The 17601-nt window shown below is 33.4% G+C and carries 18 protein-coding genes; 6 read left to right on the forward strand and 12 right to left on the reverse strand.

Annotated features, from left to right (window positions below; genetic code table 11):
• Nucleotides 1–94 precede the first annotated feature (94 nt).
• From H6W53_RS05730 to H6W53_RS05745, 5 genes are all read left to right on the forward strand, one after another.
• A complete protein-coding gene (locus H6W53_RS05730) occupies nucleotides 95–721 on the forward strand; it encodes a TetR/AcrR family transcriptional regulator (protein WP_076394742.1) in 627 nt (208 codons plus the stop codon).
• Nucleotides 705–2015, forward strand: a complete 1311-nt coding sequence (locus H6W53_RS05735) for a TolC family protein (RefSeq protein WP_185205174.1) — start codon at nucleotides 705–707, stop codon at nucleotides 2013–2015. The genes H6W53_RS05730 and H6W53_RS05735 overlap by 17 nt, the downstream gene beginning before the upstream one ends.
• A gap of 21 nt (nucleotides 2016–2036) precedes the next feature.
• Nucleotides 2037–3140 carry an HlyD family secretion protein gene (locus H6W53_RS05740; RefSeq protein ID WP_076394746.1) on the forward strand — a complete coding sequence of 368 codons (1104 nt, stop codon included), beginning with the start codon at nucleotides 2037–2039 and terminating at the stop codon, nucleotides 3138–3140.
• A gap of 337 nt (nucleotides 3141–3477) precedes the next feature.
• Nucleotides 3478–3612 carry a hypothetical protein gene (locus H6W53_RS21625; protein WP_262889533.1) on the forward strand — a complete coding sequence of 45 codons (135 nt, stop codon included), beginning with the start codon at nucleotides 3478–3480 and terminating at the stop codon, nucleotides 3610–3612.
• A 322-nt stretch (nucleotides 3613–3934) separates the two neighbouring features.
• Nucleotides 3935–5509, forward strand: coding sequence for a DHA2 family efflux MFS transporter permease subunit (locus H6W53_RS05745; protein ID WP_087711370.1), 1575 nt, complete (start codon nucleotides 3935–3937; stop codon nucleotides 5507–5509).
• 442 nt (nucleotides 5510–5951) lie between these two features.
• Here H6W53_RS05745 and H6W53_RS05750 read toward each other — a convergent pair whose 3' ends face one another.
• The 8 genes from H6W53_RS05750 to H6W53_RS05785 all read right to left on the reverse strand — a co-directional run bounded on the left by H6W53_RS05750 (nucleotide 5952) and on the right by H6W53_RS05785 (nucleotide 12670).
• Nucleotides 5952–6722 carry a hypothetical protein gene (locus tag H6W53_RS05750; RefSeq protein ID WP_185205175.1) on the reverse strand — a complete coding sequence of 257 codons (771 nt, stop codon included), beginning with the start codon at nucleotides 6720–6722 and terminating at the stop codon, nucleotides 5952–5954.
• Nucleotides 6719–7222 (reverse strand): hypothetical protein, encoded by a 504-nt coding sequence (locus H6W53_RS05755; protein WP_185205176.1) that lies wholly within the window; start codon nucleotides 7220–7222, stop codon nucleotides 6719–6721. The genes H6W53_RS05750 and H6W53_RS05755 overlap by 4 nt, the downstream gene beginning before the upstream one ends.
• A gap of 431 nt (nucleotides 7223–7653) precedes the next feature.
• Entirely contained in the window at nucleotides 7654–7956 is a 303-nt protein-coding gene (locus H6W53_RS05760) for a hypothetical protein (protein ID WP_185205177.1), read from the reverse strand.
• A 347-nt stretch (nucleotides 7957–8303) separates the two neighbouring features.
• Nucleotides 8304–8756, reverse strand: a complete 453-nt coding sequence (locus H6W53_RS05765) for a hypothetical protein (protein ID WP_185205178.1) — start codon at nucleotides 8754–8756, stop codon at nucleotides 8304–8306.
• Nucleotides 8757–9159: 403 nt separating this feature from the next.
• Entirely contained in the window at nucleotides 9160–9468 is a 309-nt protein-coding gene (locus tag H6W53_RS05770; protein ID WP_185205179.1) for a hypothetical protein, read from the reverse strand.
• Nucleotides 9465–9836, reverse strand: a complete 372-nt coding sequence (locus tag H6W53_RS05775; RefSeq protein ID WP_185205180.1) for a hypothetical protein — start codon at nucleotides 9834–9836, stop codon at nucleotides 9465–9467. The genes H6W53_RS05770 and H6W53_RS05775 overlap by 4 nt, the downstream gene beginning before the upstream one ends.
• Nucleotides 9833–11494, reverse strand: a complete 1662-nt coding sequence (locus H6W53_RS05780; protein WP_185205181.1) for a hypothetical protein — start codon at nucleotides 11492–11494, stop codon at nucleotides 9833–9835. Before H6W53_RS05780 ends, H6W53_RS05775 begins: the two co-directional genes overlap by 4 nt.
• 495 nt (nucleotides 11495–11989) lie before the next feature.
• Complete coding sequence (locus tag H6W53_RS05785) at nucleotides 11990–12670, reverse strand: hypothetical protein (protein ID WP_185205182.1); 681 nt, start codon at nucleotides 12668–12670, stop codon at nucleotides 11990–11992.
• Between the two features lie 431 nt (nucleotides 12671–13101).
• Here H6W53_RS05785 and H6W53_RS05790 point away from each other — a divergent pair, with 431 nt between their 5' ends.
• Nucleotides 13102–13602, forward strand: coding sequence for a DNA-3-methyladenine glycosylase I (locus tag H6W53_RS05790; RefSeq protein ID WP_185205604.1), 501 nt, complete (start codon nucleotides 13102–13104; stop codon nucleotides 13600–13602).
• Nucleotides 13603–13623: 21 nt separating this feature from the next.
• Here H6W53_RS05790 and H6W53_RS05795 read toward each other — a convergent pair whose 3' ends face one another.
• From H6W53_RS05795 to H6W53_RS05810, 4 genes are all read right to left on the reverse strand, one after another.
• Nucleotides 13624–13998 (reverse strand): glyoxalase, encoded by a 375-nt coding sequence (locus tag H6W53_RS05795; RefSeq protein ID WP_185205183.1) that lies wholly within the window; start codon nucleotides 13996–13998, stop codon nucleotides 13624–13626.
• A gap of 351 nt (nucleotides 13999–14349) precedes the next feature.
• Nucleotides 14350–15057: a hypothetical protein gene (locus H6W53_RS05800; protein WP_185205184.1), complete on the reverse strand. Its 708-nt coding sequence runs from the start codon at nucleotides 15055–15057 to the stop codon at nucleotides 14350–14352.
• A gap of 72 nt (nucleotides 15058–15129) precedes the next feature.
• Nucleotides 15130–15864, reverse strand: coding sequence for a hypothetical protein (locus H6W53_RS05805; protein ID WP_185205185.1), 735 nt, complete (start codon nucleotides 15862–15864; stop codon nucleotides 15130–15132).
• Between the two features lie 51 nt (nucleotides 15865–15915).
• The gene (locus tag H6W53_RS05810) at nucleotides 15916–17502 is read right to left on the reverse strand and encodes a patatin-like phospholipase family protein (RefSeq protein ID WP_185205186.1); all 1587 of its coding nucleotides are present in this window, start codon (nucleotides 17500–17502) and stop codon (nucleotides 15916–15918) included.
• Nucleotides 17503–17601: the final 99 nt, after the last annotated feature.

Genomic DNA, 17601 nt, shown 5'->3' on the forward strand with positions numbered 1-17601 from the left:
AAAAATTAAATTTCAATAAAAAATCAATCAATCGTTTGATTTATGGAAAATTGGTTGTAGATTTGCACCTCGAAAAACAGATACAGAGTAAAAGATGATTTCAAAAGAAGAGAATATATTATTTGCCGCAGAAAAGCTTTTCGCCGAGAAAGGTTTTGAAGGAACCTCAACAAGAGAAATTGCTAAAGCAGCAAATGTGAATATTTCTATGATCTCTTATTATTTTGGTTCTAAAGAAAAACTGTACGAGAAACTGGTAGAATACAGAATGAGCGAAGGACAGTTTTTTTCCAAAGATATTATTGAAAGAACCGATATCAACGAATGGGAAAAAGTTGAAAAAATCGTAGATCAGTTTGCAGGAAAGGTAAGACACAACAAATGTTTCTACAGAATTATGCAGAGAGAGCAGCTTCATGCAGAAAACCCGCAGATCGTAGAATTTCTGAAGGAAACCAAAATGGGATTTATTTCCATGTATTCAAAAATTCTGGAAAGCGGTCTTCAGAAAGGAATTTTCACAAAAAATCCTCCCATTTATCTCCTTCATTCCACGGTGAGCGGAACTTTATTTTACGCTTCTAATGCCAAAGAAATGTATAAGGAATTCCTTAACGACACCAATGAAGAGGAAGTTTTTGATGAAAAATATTACACAGAACTTAATAAACATATTAAATATCTACTAAAAGACCTTCTAGGTTATGAAGAAAATAAATAATTCAGTCCTTGCGCTCGCTCTATTCGTAGGGATTGCAAACGCAAATGCTCAGGAGAAAAAGACCCTCACTCTTGATGATGCCGTGCAGTTGGGAATCCAGAACAGCAAAAATCTTAAAATTGATGCTGCAAAAATAGAAGAAGCTACAGCCAATCTTTTGGAAGCCAAAAACAGACAGCTTCCGGAGCTGAAAATTTCAGGAAGCTATATGTATCTTCCTTTAAAACCGAATATTGATATTAAACTTCCCGGAGTTTCAGGAGCAGGTCCGGAAGTTCATCAGGTTGCCTACGGATCAGCGAATGTCAGCGTTCCGATTTACAGCGGAGGAAGAATAAAATACGGAATAGAATCTGCAAAATATTTAGTGGAAGCATCTAAATTAACTACTGAAAACGACAAAGTAGCCATTGCTTATAACGTAGCACAGGCTTACAATAATTTGTTTAAAGCCAACCAGTCCATTAAAGTTTTAGAAGAAAACCTTACCGCTTCCCAAAAGAGAGACGAAACGTTCCTTAAACTTGAAAACAATGGAGTAATTGCGAGAAATGACCGTTTAAAAGCAAGTTTGCAGACTTCAAACATCGAACTTCAGTTGCTGGAAGCAAAAAACAACTACAATATTGCCAATATCAATATGGATTTATTGCTTGGACTTCCGGAAACCACAGAAATCGAAGTAGACCAGAATTATATAGATGAAGGAAATGAAGTAAAACCGCTTGATTTCTATTTAAATGAAGCCAGAGAAAACCGTAAAGATCTTCAGGCTTTGGACAAACAGAGACAGGCTGCAGCTTTGGGAACAAAATCCGCGAAAGCAGAAAATCTTCCTTCCATTGCTTTTACAGGAGGTTATGTGGCGGCAGATATTCCGAAGTTTTTAACGATCTATAATGCGGTAAATGTAGGCGTAGGAATTTCTTACAATCTTTCAAACCTATGGAAAGAAAACTCTTCGCTTAAACAATCAAAAGCCAGAGAAATGCAGTTGGCTGCAACCAACGAGTTGTTAAACGACAACATCAAGCTGGATGTAAACAGAGAATATCAGAACACAGATTATTCTAAAAAGAGAATTGCCGTTTTCGAAAAATCTGCAGAACAGGCTAACGAAAATTACAGAATTACAAAAAATAAATATGATAACGGTTTGGCTACGATGACGGAACTTCTGGATGCAGATGCTGCACAGATTTCAGCGAACGTAGGAGTGATCAATGCGAAAGCAGATGCCGCTTTAGCTTACAGAAAACTATTACAGACCACCGGAACTTTAACAAACAAATAAAATTAAGAACTTATACCCACAATGGAAAATAATACTACACAAACGGCTGAACCTAAAAAGAAAAAAAGTTTAGTTTTCCCTATCATATTAGCAGTAGTTTTAATCGGCGGAGGAATCTACGGTTACAGAACCTATTCTTACGGGCAGGTTCATGAAGAAACAGACGATGCACAGATCGCGTCCAATATGGCTCCCGTAATTTCTAAAATTTCAGGATACGTAACGGAAGTAAAAGTGAAAGACAACCAGTTTGTAAAAAAAGGAGATACTCTGGTTATTCTGGACAGCAGAGATCAGAAAATGGCTTTACAGCAGGCAGAAGCAGCTTTGGCAACAGCAAAAAGCAGCATCTCTAATGCACAGGCTTCCACAACGGCAACTTCAAAAAATATAAATTCTTCTGAAGCTGCTGTTACTACGGCGAATGCACAGATTGAAGCCGCAAAAGTAAACGTTTGGAAAACTTCTCAGGATTTAAAAAGATATGCCAATCTTGTGAAAGACCACTCTATTACAGAACAGCAGTATGAGCAGGCTCTGGCAGCAAAACAGTCTGCAGATAAGCAGCTTCAGGTTTTAATCGATCAGAGAAACCAGATTGCACAGCAAACCAATATCGCTTCTTCTCAGACCGCAGCAAGTTCTCAGCAGATCGGAGTGGCAAATTCCGTTGCAAAACAGAGAGAAGTGGATGTGGAAAATGCAAGACTGAATTTATCTTACACGGTAATTGTAGCACCGGAAGACGGATATGTAGGAAAAGTGCCAATTCAGGCAGGACAGTATTTACAGGCAGGTTCACAATTGTTTTCTTTGGTTAAAAATGACCAGAAATGGGTAATTGCCAACTTCAAAGAAACCCAGATTGATAAAATGGTGGAAGGACAAAAAGTGAAAATCGAGATTGATGCTTTCCCGGACAGAGAATTTGACGGTGTGGTAAGTTCTTTCTCTCCTGCAACCGGAGCTACCTTCTCTATACTTCCTCCGGATAATGCGAGTGGTAATTTCGTAAAAGTAGTACAGAGACTTCCTGTAAAAATCGATTTTGTAAATCTGGATAAAAATGTATCCAAAAGATTAAGAACAGGAATGAATGTAAAAGCAGAAGTTTCTTTAAAATAAAAATATAAAATAAGTGAATTGTCAGCAATGCAGAAGCAGATCGGTTATGAGATGTAATGAAGTAGTAGAATTGACAATGAAAGATTGATAACTGCAATTCACTTTTTTTCAAAAAAATATATGATTATCTGTAATTTGTCATAATTGAAAAATCTTTGAGTTCTTTGCTGAGTGAAACGACTTTGCGAACTTAAAAACAGTTAGTATGTAAAAGAATCTTAGTGATCTTTGCGTTAAAAAGCAGTATAATTAATAACGGATTATCAAAAAAATATATAAGTGAATTGTCAATTTTTGAAGGAGAAGTCATTTTTTAATGAAATGAATTTGAAGATTGATGATGAAGCTGATGCCGGATAATGAAGAGAGATCAATGATAGATGTGGAAATGATGAAGTTGATCCATGAAGAAGGTTCCGGTGTAATGCAGAAAGATCATGAAGAGGAAACAGGAAATGAAGACGATAAATGAAGCGGTTGCCGGATATGAAGAAGAAAATTGATGTTGAAATGATGAAGCTGAACGATGCAGCAGAATTCCGGTTTAATGAAGACAGATCATGAAGAGGAAAATGCAGAGGTAAAAATAAGACCATGCAGAGGATGATTATTGACAATTCACTTTTTTAAAATTGAGAAATTTAGAGATTTGGAAATACTTTGATGAAATTTTAATCAGCTAAATTTTTCTGAAACCTCATCTCATGGATGAGAGAACAAAGTTGGTTCGTAAAAACTTGTTCATATTTCCGAATCTCAAATCTCTTGATTTTTAATACAACACTAAAAAAACTATGCAAGATTCATTAGTAGAATACGGAGCCCGAAGAGTAATCATTACGATTACGGCAATACTTTGTGCTTTGCTTGAAATAGTGGATTCCACGATTGTAAACGTTGCCCTTAATGAAATGAAGGGAAATCTTGGAGCCACCCTTTCCGAAGTAGGATGGGTAATCACCGCGTATGCGATCGGAAACGTAATTATTGTTCCGATGACGAGCTGGCTTTCCCAGCAGTTCGGGAGAAGAAACTATTTTGCGGCTTCCATCATTATATTTACCGTTTTCTCCTTTTTATGCGGAAATGCAACCAATATCTGGGAGCTTGTATTTTTCCGTCTTATGCAGGGAATCGGTGGGGGAGCGCTTCTGGTAACTTCACAAACCATCATCACGGAATCTTATCCCGTGGAAAAAAGAAGTATGGCACAGGCAATTTACGGACTTGGGGTAATTATCGGTCCTACATTGGGTCCGCCTTTGGGAGGATATATTGTGGATAATTTTAGCTGGCCATATATTTTCTATATTAATATTCCGATCGGGATTGCGGCAACCTTAATGACGCTTCAGTTTGTAAGAAGTCCGAAATATGCCGAAAAACGAAAGATTTCCGATGTAGACTGGATTGGAATTGCATTATTGGCAATTACCGTAGGTTCCTTACAGTTTATTCTGGAAAGAGGTCATGAAGAAGACTGGTTTGCCAGCGGAATGATCGTTTTCTTTACAGCCGCCGCGGTTTTAGGATTTATCCTTTTCCTGTGGAGAGAACTTACCTTTAAATATCCGATTGTTGAACTCCGGGTTCTGAAAAACGGAAACTTAAGAATCGGAACCGTGATGTCCTTTGTTTTAGGATTTGGTTTGTACGGATCTACATTTATCGTTCCTTTATATACCCAAAGTATCCTGGGATGGACGGCGCTTCAGTCGGGTGCTTTAATGATTCCGGCAGCTTTAACGACGGCTTTCATGATGCCGATTATCGGAAGACTGCTTTCAAAAGGAGCTAAACAGCAGATTTTGGTTTCGTTGGGATTATTTATCTTCTTTATCTACAGTTTCTGGGGATATAAAATATTGACTCCGGACACAGGAAAAGATGCCTTCTTCTGGATGCTTATCGTAAGAGGAGCCGGACTGGGGTTATTGTTTATCCCGATCACCTCGCTTTCCTTAAGTACATTGAAAGGGCAGGAAATCGGACAGGGAGCTGCATTTACAGGGATGATGAGACAGCTTGGAGGTTCCTTCGGAATTGCTGCGATCACCACATTCATTGCCAATGCGAGCCAGAAATACAGAGTGAATCTTATTTCGCACCTCGACCAGACCGATTTTGCGGTACAGCAAAGATTACAGGCTCTGAAAGGCAGTTTTATCGCAAAAGGAATGACTCCCGATGCCGCAATGAACGCCGCTTACAAAATGCTTGATCTTTCTGTAACGAAACAGGCAACCGTCCTTTCTTACATGGATGTTTTCCTTTATCTGGGAGTGATCTTCCTTGTCTGTATTCCGTTCATTTTATTTATTAAGGAACGAAAAAGCAAAGAGAAGATTGATCTGAGTGGGGTGCATTAATTAAAATGCCAAAAATTTTCTAATTGAATATAATAAAACCGCAGATATTTTCTGCGGTTTAAAATTTTACTTTATCTTTCTGTAAATTTTGTAAACAAAATAGACAAGCAGGATTAACAATAGAAACATAAGTGTTTGTATTGCGAATAGTCCAAAACTGAATTCTTCTAAGTGTATTTCCATGATTTTAATATCGAATTACCTTTAATTTATAATTATATAGCTATAGCCTAAGATCAATGCGGAGAGCAAAAATAGCCCGAGAAAAAGATAACCAAGCGATTGATTTCCTTTTTTAAACTCTCTGATTGAAATAACCAGTGTATATAAGAGAAGAGAAACGACACCTATAACTATAATTATTACGACAATAATTAAGAGGAAAAATAGTATGATCACAGTTTATTATTTTTAACTCGCAGAAATTTTCTGCGGGTTTCTTTTAATTAAAATCGTGTAAAGCTATTTTCCTAATCATACCCGGAACCAGAGAACTTCTTTGTTTTATGTATAAAGGATAATATTTTTCCAATATTTCCTTTACTTTAAACGCAGGATGATATGTGGATCTTATTTCTTCTGTTACCCACATTTCCGACTCCATTAGCTCTATTTTGTCTGGAAACTCAGGCATTCCGTCAATTTTACGATGTTTAAAAATTTGAGAATAAGAACATTTTATTTTGAAACATTGTATTTCGGATATTTTTTTCTTCTCTTTTCTAAACTCTTGTATTTTTAAATCTTTTATTCGTTCAAAAATATAGGAATATTCCTGTATCCCGTTGTAAGGATATTCATAATATTCTTTTCCTTTAGAAAAATCAGTAAATACAGGATACTTCAGTATGTCGTTGTTTTCTTTTGTTTCCCATCGTTTCCAGATATTTTCATCGACTTTTTTGTAATGATAGACTATAATAGAATTATCCAAATCCTTCTGTGATAAGGAATTAATTATACTGTCAGATTTTTTTTTATCTATTGCTTTTGTCCTTGCTTTTCCGCCTAAAGACTCAAAAAGTCCATCCATCAGTAAACCCATCTCACTTTCAAATTTTACCATTGCCTTCTCCTGTCCCTTCCTATATTCTTCTAAATTGATAATAGAATCTTTTTGAGTAAAAGAAATATCTTTAAAAGATAAATTTTTATTCTGAGAATAAAATAAACCCCACATGAAAACCATCAATAATATTAAATGTTTTCTCATTTTTTTATTTTTATGTAACGTAAATAATCTCCTTCTCTATACTTCATATTATTTTCTTTTGTGGCTTCAACAAATTGTGTATAAATAAGTAGAACAAGTGCACTATCATTTTTACGATAATAAATATCAATTGTTCCCCCACCATTGAAGTCTTGAACATATGTATGTAAACCTAAACTCGGATTTTTTTCTTTAAAATCATTGATATAGTTAGTTTTAAATTTAAAATTGCCATAATTAATATTTCTATCCTTATAATTAATTTTATTTGCTAAAACGAATGATGTATCTTTTTTTATTTCAAGAAAAAAACTCACTGTATCACTAATTTTATATCTTTTTTTAGAATCTTTATCAAGTTTATATGTTCCAACTAATTTATTAAAGGGGAGTTCTTTTTTAGGATTAGCTTTTATAAACGTAGAATCAAATGTTGCTTGTGGTCCATCACTACAAGAATATAAGAAAGTTAAAATAATGATAAAAAGGTATTTTTTCATAATATATTTACTTTTAAGGAATAGTTATAATTTCATACCATCCAAACGTTTCGCCAATAGTCCCGCCAAGATGAATTCCTTGTCCTCTTGGTTTGTCTGGAATTATACTGTCATTTGTAGAGTCGCCATCATAATCATTCAATCCACGTGTTCCTGATTCCCAACCTGATTATTCTGTCAAGAAGAAGTCGTTCCATTTTTATCTGCGATTAGATACTCTGTAACCATTTTAGCCATTGAGTTTGCCATTTTAAATTCATTATTATCTGTAGGATTAAAATTTGAAAACTTTATTTTCTCTAAATCTTCTGGATGTATAGAAAAGTGTGAATTAAATTGAGGATTCTGAATAAAGAAATTACTTCCCCAAGTTAAAAAACTCTTAGTAGAGGTTATTAATTCATCAACAAGCGTGGTAGATAGATTTTAAATTATTTTTTGTATAAAATCTTCTCAATTCCGTTATTATATTTCTTTATTAAAACAGTTTCAAAAAAGCCAATTTTATTTTGCTTATATATATTTTTAATAGAATCTGCCTCTGATTCATCAATTTTAAAATAATTTATAAACTTAGTAGTTATCATTCTTTTTTTATGATCAATCATCATATTTCCTTCTCCTATAACTTGCCACTCTTTCAATTTTTCTAATCTGTTTGGTGGTAAATTTTCACCTAATGATGGTTCATTTCGAGACCTTATATTTTTTCTATAGGACAAAAAACCACCCAAAGATTGTTATTTGTTATTCTTTGAAATAGTATAGTTTATATTATATATGTCATCCTCATAAAAGTAAGAAGGTTTTAAAAATAATGAATATGTATATTTCCCAATTTTTACTTTCTTTGATTTTGTAATTTGTTGACAAAATAAAGAAGCATTATTTAAAATAAGAAATAGAATAATTAAAATGCTATTTTTCATATTATTAATATTTATGGTTTAAATTCCCAAATCCTTATAGATTTTATACCTCCAGGAACTCCATAGGCGTTTGCAGACTCACTAATTCCAATCATGATTTATATAATATATTTAAAACCGCAGACATTTTTTCTGCGGTTTTAAAATAAAAGCTATCTTACCCTCTTACAATTTAGAAATTTACATAAATTGTTATCTTCAAGATAACTAACCCTTGATGAAATAAATTCAATATTATTCTGTTGTAAATTATGAAAATTTCTATATTTTATAATATCATCAATAAAGTTTTTAATAATCTTCTCATCGAGTTGATCAATGCTATTTTTATTAAAATTTTTTATACCCAATAAATACACATCTGTATATTCTTGTTTGGATGAAAAAATAATTGGAACTTTTTCATGTACTTTCATAAAAATGTCACTACTTGTAATGAATATTATTAGCGGTCTTGATTGACTATAACTTGAATTAATATATTGGTAAGTAGAGTATTCTCTATTATCAATATTCTTTACATAATCAGTAGTTTCACATTTTATATTTTGTGAAAAGATTACCGTAAATAGACAAGAAAAAATTAAAATAAATAGACTTTTCATATTTGTGTTTATTTTATAAAACCGCAGAAATTTTCTGCGGTCTGACTTTTCATTTTAGCTTTTTGTAAATTTTACAAACAAAATAAATTAATAGTATTTGATAGATTGCCATACAAACAATTCCAGGACTTATTTCATTTGTTTCCATACTATTATTTTCTATCTTGTATTCGTAAATAATATCTAAGTATATAAATTAGTAATACACTAACAAGACTTATAATAGAAACATAAAGAGATACTGCTAATAATTTATCATTTACATCTTCGGAAAAAGGATTCAAATATCTAATGATTAAATGAATTATGAATGCAATGATAAAAACGATACGTAATAAAAATATGTACTTATTCATATTTAAAGCAACTTTTTATCGGTGAAAATTATGAATTTATAAATGTCTCAATATTTGTATTTAATTACGATGTTTCCTTTCTTTACTTTAAAAGCTTTATAATCTATTGGAAGTTTTTTACTGTAAGCGTCCACAGAAATATCTTTTCCTAAATTATTTTTAGTTATCGGGACACCCATGATTTTACATGTATCATCAATAGTACCATCTATTTTAAAAATTAGGTTTGTCGGTGTAGCGCTTTTACTTTGAATTTCAATTAAAGTGTCTTTGGAAGCATCTTTAATGATAATTTCATTGTAGTCTTTGCACGAAACAATAGATAAAATTCCTATTAAATAAAATATTTTTTTCACTGTTGATCAATTTTGTAAACAACTTTTATTTCTTTATTATTTACATTGAATATTTTATAAAATATTTTTATCTCTTTTGTATGTATGTTGTCTTCATTTAGCTTGTAATAATTATAGTCAAAAGTCTTATCATTAATTGGAAAGCATATGTTTTTACCATCAACTGTAGTGTAAATTGCAGAAGTAAAATATTTGCTTTTTATATTTGATATTTTACTTAAATTGGATTTTTCATCACTATTTAAGCATATTTTACCTATATCTTGTACTTTTAATTGCAAAACACTTAAATCTGAATACTGAACTTTACAGCCTTGGAGCAATATAATGCTACTAATTACCAATACTTTAATTAAACACTTTCTCATTTCAATTTGCTTTTTCTAATTTGTGTTAATATATAAATTAATCCGTTTGCATATGGAGTCGCGGAAGTTCCTGAGATTATACCTGTAGCTTGATTATAATAAAGTTTATTATTTGGATTGGCTCCTAAACTTGCACTTCCTGATGCGTTATCATAAAATGTAAAATATTTACCAGAATTATCGGATCCCATACCTACTATAACTATAAAATGATCAGTAGTTTGATCAGCATTACCAGGATGTCCAGGAGCATCATGTACACCAACAATAACAGGTATATTATTTGATAGGGCATATTTTAGATAACTTAGTCCTGCAATTAAATTAGATTGATTAACTCCAGTTTGTTCTCTATAAATTTGGTAAGTTTGTCCTGGTGCACCATAGTTAGATATTTGAAATCCTTTTATTGCAATTTGTGCCTTCGCATAATCCATACAATTTCTTTTGATTCCGGGATATCCCCATCCAATGAAACTACCAATAGGAATTATACTTGGAATTGTAGGCCAATTTTGTTGTAATGGGTCAAAATTATCATAAATCGTAGTATCATATCCTCCCGTAATGTTATTGTCATCATCTCCTAATGAAGTTTCATATATTGTTTTATTATATATGAGATATTCAAACTGCTGCCAAGTTGTTGTAGGATTCTGAATAAAGAAATTACTTCCCCAAGTTAAAAAACTTTTAGTAGAGGTTGTTAACTCATCAACAGGCATGGTAGATAGATTTGCATTAAAATAATCAATCGCCCAGTTAAGAAGATTTGCCTTTTGAGGTGAGTTGGTAGGCGAAGCAGAAAGTAACTGGCTGATAATATAATCATCCTCCTGTAAACTCAGGTAGAAATGGAAAAGTTTTGATTTGAGTTCTGTGGAAAAACCATAAGAATTCAGATTAAAATTATTAATAAAAGAAGCAAACTTCTGTACCATCATGGCTTCATATTCTTCGGTAGGAAGATTGGTCTCAAATCCACTTGCCCCTCCTGTTGCTGTTCCGTCATCCGGATTTGGGTTTGCTGTAGATCCGTCATCGCATAATATGGAAGTCGTATTCCAGTGCCAGCAACTTCCACAGTCATCATCATTAGGATCGGTATGCCCTGCCCAACAGTAAAAAACAGGAACTGCCGAAAAACCGCAGACGTATGTCTTTGAGGCAGCAGCATTCGGGTAGACCATCGCAATACTTCCGTTAAAAGGTTTATTGGGCTGTGTGTCCAGAGAAGAAAGCCATCCTTTTTCTACAGTGTACTTCAGGATGTATTTTTCCCAATGGTTTCCTTTCTTCAGATACGCCATATTATAAAAAACGTCTTTATTGTTCTGCTGTTCTACTGTACTTCCGTTTTTAGGATATACAATGAAGGAAAACGCAGTAACCTGCTGGTTTTTGATGGTTTCCAGAATTTTGTCTGTGTTTACCTCAAATTCTTCGGCGGAAGATGTTCCTTTAGAAAAAGAAACATCTTTATACAGGTCGTCTTTCCGTATTCCTGTTACCTGCAGAAATTTGTCTAGTGAAGCATAATTTTTAGAAGAGTGTTGTGTTTCTGTGGGGTTATCCTGCATCTCTGCAAGATCTCCGCTTCTGCATCCCTGCAATAAGAATGCTAATGCCATAAGCATTATGAAATAACTTTTTTTCATTTGTTATTAATTTTTTTTCGAGTGTTAAATTATAATTTTTTTTGATATTTCAACATAGGGAGAATCCTATATTTTACATTTTTTGTCTTACGGTTTATTTTATCCCGACCTATTCAGTGTTTTCATCGTTTTCAGATTTTTTAATTAAACATTTTCATGTGCAAAAATAAATTTGCGGTACGGCAAAAGCTGTCGTATTAATTTTAATAAAAAGCCTTAGACAAAATTGATCAGAAGATAGAATCATGCAAAAGGCACGGAGCAAAAGCCAATCGGTTAAGAGGTACTGCGAAGAACCCTGCATCCAGAAAGATTTAGCCCGTGCCAGTTATAGATACACGGGCGTAAGTCTATCATTTCTTTGGATGCATAAAGAAGATTCGCAGTTTTCTTAATCCAGTATGATAGCTTACGCTTGTTTCGTTAAAATTATGGATGCTAATATAGAAATAAAAAATATTACTTTTTATAACGCATCAAAATTTTTTTCAAAGGTTATCCTTTATTTTGGGTATCATCTATAGATTTGTTCTTTCTGGAAGAATTTACCATAGCAATAAGGTTTTCAAGCGTGTATTCAGAAGCTTTCTGTTCTCCCTGAAATATAATTTTTCCCAATCTTGCCACATCACTTATATAGGCATAAAGCTCCCTGTAAATGCCTTTGTTGGCAGAGGTAAAGGCTTTTCTCTGCTGTTGGAAGCTGCTCTGCTCATTGCTTTTTGCCGTAATGGCATCAAACGCATTTTGCAGTACCGTTTCGGTATCGGCTTTCATTCCATAGGATGTTAATAGAGCGTTGTTGGCTGCAACAACATCTTTCAGAGATTTAAGCCCCATCAGGACGCCTTCAAAATTTCTTTTATTTACTTTTTTCAGGACATCGCTGGTTAAAGAATTTTTTATTCCGGCTTTATCAAAAACGAGGTTCAGCAGTTTCATGGGTTTCGAAAGTTCTTTGCCCAATGTATAAAGCTCTTTCGTGGTCTGCTTTTGCTGTATCAGCAATGCGTCTCCGGTTTCCTTTGCCCTTACCTCATCCGTCTTGCTTTGCATTGCCGAAAGATAGGAAGCATTGAACAAATGATTTTCTGCTTCAAAAATAGCTAAGTCTCTAGCTAAACTGGTTAGTAATGCATCAGCAATCGGTACATACTCTTCTTTTAAGATTCCCATTGTATAATTATTTTAAAAATTCGGAAAATAAATATACACTTTAATCCCTCATCTTTAGAGGTTTGTATGCTTTTAATGCACTGTTTAGAAGATTATTAATACTGTGTATTATTTTTCATTTAGTATTTACATGAAACGGTGTATTGTTTAGAATAAATTTTACTTTTTACACCATCTTTAAAGCAGTGTTGAGTAATTTTACTGCAGTATTAAGCATTTTTATTCTACTGTTAAAGATTTTTGTTGCACTGTTGAATATTTTTATCGCAGTATGGAAGATTGAGATTGGTGTTCGGGAATAAATTTTTACCGCTCCTGCCATACAGTTGTCATTACCGGTGCTTATATTTGCACTTAACTATCCACAAAAAATAATAACAATGAGTTATTGCGCGGCAATTGAAGGAATGTAGCCTGAAAGCAGGAGAGAACTGCACAAAAGATACCATGATAAGCATTATGGTTTTCCGATTCATGATGATAATGAACTGTTCGGGAGACTGGTGATGGAAATCAATCAGGCAGGGCTGAGCTGGGAAACCATTCTGAAGAAAGAAGAGGGTTTCAGAAAGGCGTATGATGATTTTGATATTCAAAAAGTGGCTTCTTACGGTGAATCTGACCGGGAAAGACTGCTGAACGATCCTAGAATCATCAGAAATAAGCTGAAGGTAAATGCTGCCATAGAAAATGCAAAAACAATTGTAGAACTTCAGAAAGAATTCGGTTCTTTTGAAAAATGGCTGGAACATCATCATCCCAAAACATTGCCGGAATGGATGAAGCTTTTCAAAAAGACCTTCAAATTTACAGGCGGAGAAATCGTAAATGAATTCCTGATGAGCATCGGTTATCTGAAAGGTTCCCATGCAAAAAGCTGTCCTGTGTATGATGAGGTTTTAAAACATAATCCGATGTGGAACAAACCGTAGTTTCAACAATTATCTATTGATTTATAAAGCTTCGATCTGACTTTTGATTCTTTCCGAAAGCATCGTAATGATCCTTTTATTGAAGGATTTGCTGTCGGAAAGATAGACCGTTATTTCTTCCGGAGTGAGCATTCCGATTGTTATTCCGACGAAGGTGTTTTTCAGCGCAATATCTTTTTGCAGGCTTTGTTCCGTGAAATTTATTTTCTGCTCGTTTTTCAGAGAAGTAAAATCTGACATTTTTCTCATTGCATAGTCTCTGAATATCTGGATGAAAATATCATTTTGTAATTTTAAAACAGGACGCAGCACATTATTCTGAAATAATTCTGTTTTACTGCTGTTTTCAAATGTCGGAAGGGAGAGGTTTTCCCGAAGGTCTTTTTTGCTTATCATTCCGCTTGGTGTATATGGTTTTTATTTAAATCAATTTATGAAATATCCGAACTTTTTGTTTCCCAAAAATAAGTTTCTTCATTGATTTTTTACTTAAAATTTAGTGATAATGAAAATTGTTAGAATAAAATTGTTTTAAGTAAAATGCTAGAAAACTCTATAGAGTTTTATCTGTGTAGAAATCATATTCGGAAGATGTTCGGCGTTCCATAGGAACGCTATCTTTAGAATATTTATTGTATTAGAGATATCAATCCGTAGGATTGATTGATAGATCTATTTTTATTTCTACACAGATTCAGCTCTTTAAGGAGCAAAGTTCTTTAAACAACTTCAATGTTTTAAATTTTATCAGTAATGATCTTCTTTATAAAGTAAGCCTTCATAATTGCCCAAATCATTCTTCATTGCTTTTAACAGGTAGGCAAAATGTACATTATACCCTTCAAACATCTGTTTCATTTCTTCATGATAAACTGTTTCATCATTCTTTAAAAGATAAGACTGTAAGTGTTGTTCTACGCTTAATTTCAGCTCTTGAATGTAAGAAAAGGAGTTTGGCTGGAAGTCTTTAATCATATCTCCAGCTTCAGAATCTTTTAAAAATAATGAAATCTTAATACATAAAATAAGCATGTAATCAATCATTAAGATTAATTCTTTAGAATTTAGAGGGAAATGTCCTTCATTCCATTCAAAATCAGGCTTTCGGATTGGAAATAGATAATCTTCGATACCTTTACATCCTAAATTCAGAAATGCTGATGTTTCAAACCCCGTATGAAGACTTCCTATTTCAATAAGTCCATAATCATCCAATATAACTTCATCAATGTCTATCTTATCTCTGTGATACCATCTAAACCAGTCGTTAATTGCAGTAAATTCATCATAAGTGAGATTGAAATTCTCAACAGTCAGCTTTTGTATAATGTTTTCAAAAGAAGCATCCCGGTAATTCCAATCATCTTTATTAGTTTGCAAAAACTTTTTAAAATTATGTATTAATCTTTCGGTTTCAGGAATATAAATTTCCGGAAGTTCTGTACTAATAAGCATAGGATAAAGTTTTTCCTTTATTTTAATGGGGTCGAGTTTATAGATATTTATATAACCGGACATATTTTACATTTATTTTGTAAGTATAATTTGTCTGAATATTCCTCTTTCTGAAAATTCTGTATTTTTCGTTAGATATTTTGGAGTCAGAAAAATACTTCTTATCTGTTCAATATTTTTATTTTTCAGATTTAGTTTTACATCTTCAATAATTATTTTCTTTATCTCTTTCTTATTGTTTTCCTGTAGATAAATTTCTCCTTTTTTTACTTTTAATTCATCAAGATGAATTCCATCCAAACTTTCAACATCATTTAGATTATAAAAGAATAAGCTATCTGAAGTTTCATTAAATCTTTCAAAAACATAACGTTCTAATGCATGATCTTTTTCGGAATAGCCACGATACTGGAAGATTCGTGTAATTACATTTATTTCATTACTAACGCTATTTTCAGTTTTCATTGGTCTATAGATGGGATTTGTTTTATTATAACTTTCTCCACAAGAACCATAGCAATCGTGAGTAATACCTTCGATATGCGAACTGTTTGGAATTTCTGAGAGGAAATAAAAAGGAAGTTCATTTTTTAGGTTAATTTTAAAATCTTCTGACGAATCTAAAATTATAAATCCATTGGCATTAGAATCAAGTCCTCCCCAAGCATTATACTTGTATAATATTTTTGAAGTTCCTTCAATTTTCTGTGCATATAATTCATCAATAGTCCATTCACTTAAACTGTTTCCACATCCGTAAAAATAAAAAATAAGTGTGAAGTAAAGTAAATTTGAAAATTTATTCATTTTTAATAAAAAGCAGATTTATACAGTTTTAGTTAAATTACTCAAAATTCCTTACCCCACCGTTTTCGTATCCTCTTCCTTCAGGATCTTTTTCTCCTTCATGGAAACCATCATTCTTTCGCATTTGTATTTTTGCCAGTCGAAATTACTGAGGAAATCTAAGGCAGCCGAAAATCCGCGGTTGAACAATTCTTCTTTTTCTTCTCTTTGCATAAAGAAATTCAGCCAGTTGCTGGTTCCGCAGTTCACGGTCTGAATGCTGAAAAGATGGTAGAACGTATGTTTGGTGAGAAAAGTTTTGTCGTTAAAACCTTTTAAAGTATCAATAATATTACCTGCAAAAGAGAGAGGCGATTTTAAAATTTCGGCACTGGTTTTTCCTTTTTCAGACTGAATATCAGAATCGCTGGTTAACTGTACTCCGAATAAAGGCATTCTCGGATAAAAAATATCAGTGGAATGGAAAAGATCGATTGGAAAATTCGAAATACTTCCGCCATCAATAAAAACTCCGGCAGGATTGATGTCTTCCTGTTTCGTATTCATCCAGAATCTCCATGCATATTTTACAGAATCATCATTTTTATCGATTTGCTTCTGAAAAGGCTCAAAAAAGAAGGGAACCGACATCGAAGCTCTCACAAATTCAGCCGGACTGATCTTTTTAAGCTCTTCTTCCGACCAGTACAGATTTGCCATTGTGGGAAGCTCCACTTTTATTTTGGCGTTAATATCCGTTGTAATCACAATATATTCCGATTTTAAGGAATAGAAAGGATCTTTTTTATAATATTCGTTGTTAATAACTCCATCATAGAATATTTTAAACCGGATTTCATCAATATGTTCCTTATTGTTCTGATGAATTTCTTCAATGCTTTCTAAGGCAATATTATAGTACTGTGTTTCGTTGCCATGACGGTAATTCAGGTTGAGGTCTTTGCCTTTTTTTACAAATTTATCATTCAGCGCAGCCACTGTTTTAATGTCGAAAGCATCCAGAACATCCTTCATCTGATTCAGAAAAGTATTTCCGGGATTTAATCCTGAATTGGCTTTTTTCAGATCATTATATAACTTTCTCAAATACAGATAAGCAATGATGATCGGAATGATAGGAACCAGAAAAAGCAGTTTGGCTCTCAGCGTCGTTTCCGAAGAAATGGCAAAAGGCGCAATCACGAGAATCAGCATAATGATTCCTGCGATAATGGAATTGATCTTCAGGAAGTTTTTGTTATTCAGCATGGAATGGATGGTGGTTTTTACATACGGTTTTCCATCCATAAAGTCGGAGAAGTTCCAGTTGAAGAGTATATCTTTAATCACTTCACTTTTGGCTTCTTCTTTGGTTTTACACGCGGCGATCAGCATCGTATTAATCGCTCCTGCACTCGTTCCCGCCACTTTCAGAAAACGGATCCCGAAAATTTCCAGTCCGTACAGATAACCTACCAGTGCGCTTCCCCAGACTCCGCCTCCTTCCTGCACAAATTCCACATACTGATTGCCTTCCGCATCCAGTAGATCAGAAAATTCCTTCGCCGAAATACGGTCGTGAAGCGCAGAAAGTTTTTCTTTGGATTCTTTTGAGAGAACATTTTCCTCAAGAATTTTTTGCAGCATTTCAGGTTTCATGGTTTTTGTTTTTGGTTGTTTTTATTTTTTAAATGGGGTTGATAAGACCACCCCGTCTCAATTTTCCCTGAAAATTGATCCACCCCTCCGGAGGAGGGG

The organism is Chryseobacterium sp. C3 (assembly GCF_014218905.1).
GTDB lineage: Bacteria > Bacteroidota > Bacteroidia > Flavobacteriales > Weeksellaceae > Chryseobacterium > Chryseobacterium mucoviscidosis.

What these genes read in the sequence shown, in the direction of transcription:
- H6W53_RS05730 (WP_076394742.1), top strand. Translation starts at nt 95, where the DNA reads ATGATTTCAAAAGAAGAGAATATATTATTTGCCGCAGAAAAGCTTTTC.
- H6W53_RS05735 (WP_185205174.1), top strand. Translation starts at nt 705, where the DNA reads ATGAAGAAAATAAATAATTCAGTCCTTGCGCTCGCTCTATTCGTAGGG.
- H6W53_RS05740 (WP_076394746.1), top strand. Translation starts at nt 2,037, where the DNA reads ATGGAAAATAATACTACACAAACGGCTGAACCTAAAAAGAAAAAAAGT.
- H6W53_RS21625 (WP_262889533.1), top strand. Translation starts at nt 3,478, where the DNA reads ATGATGAAGCTGATGCCGGATAATGAAGAGAGATCAATGATAGATGTG.
- H6W53_RS05745 (WP_087711370.1), top strand. Translation starts at nt 3,935, where the DNA reads ATGCAAGATTCATTAGTAGAATACGGAGCCCGAAGAGTAATCATTACG.
- H6W53_RS05750 (WP_185205175.1), bottom strand. Translation starts at nt 6,722, where the DNA reads ATGAGAAAACATTTAATATTATTGATGGTTTTCATGTGGGGTTTATTT.
- H6W53_RS05755 (WP_185205176.1), bottom strand. Translation starts at nt 7,222, where the DNA reads ATGAAAAAATACCTTTTTATCATTATTTTAACTTTCTTATATTCTTGT.
- H6W53_RS05765 (WP_185205178.1), bottom strand. Translation starts at nt 8,756, where the DNA reads ATGAAAAGTCTATTTATTTTAATTTTTTCTTGTCTATTTACGGTAATC.
- H6W53_RS05775 (WP_185205180.1), bottom strand. Translation starts at nt 9,836, where the DNA reads ATGAGAAAGTGTTTAATTAAAGTATTGGTAATTAGTAGCATTATATTG.
- H6W53_RS05780 (WP_185205181.1), bottom strand. Translation starts at nt 11,494, where the DNA reads ATGAAAAAAAGTTATTTCATAATGCTTATGGCATTAGCATTCTTATTG.
- H6W53_RS05785 (WP_185205182.1), bottom strand. Translation starts at nt 12,670, where the DNA reads ATGGGAATCTTAAAAGAAGAGTATGTACCGATTGCTGATGCATTACTA.
- H6W53_RS05795 (WP_185205183.1), bottom strand. Translation starts at nt 13,998, where the DNA reads ATGATAAGCAAAAAAGACCTTCGGGAAAACCTCTCCCTTCCGACATTT.
- H6W53_RS05800 (WP_185205184.1), bottom strand. Translation starts at nt 15,057, where the DNA reads ATGCTTATTAGTACAGAACTTCCGGAAATTTATATTCCTGAAACCGAA.
- H6W53_RS05805 (WP_185205185.1), bottom strand. Translation starts at nt 15,864, where the DNA reads ATGAATAAATTTTCAAATTTACTTTACTTCACACTTATTTTTTATTTT.
- H6W53_RS05810 (WP_185205186.1), bottom strand. Translation starts at nt 17,502, where the DNA reads ATGAAACCTGAAATGCTGCAAAAAATTCTTGAGGAAAATGTTCTCTCA.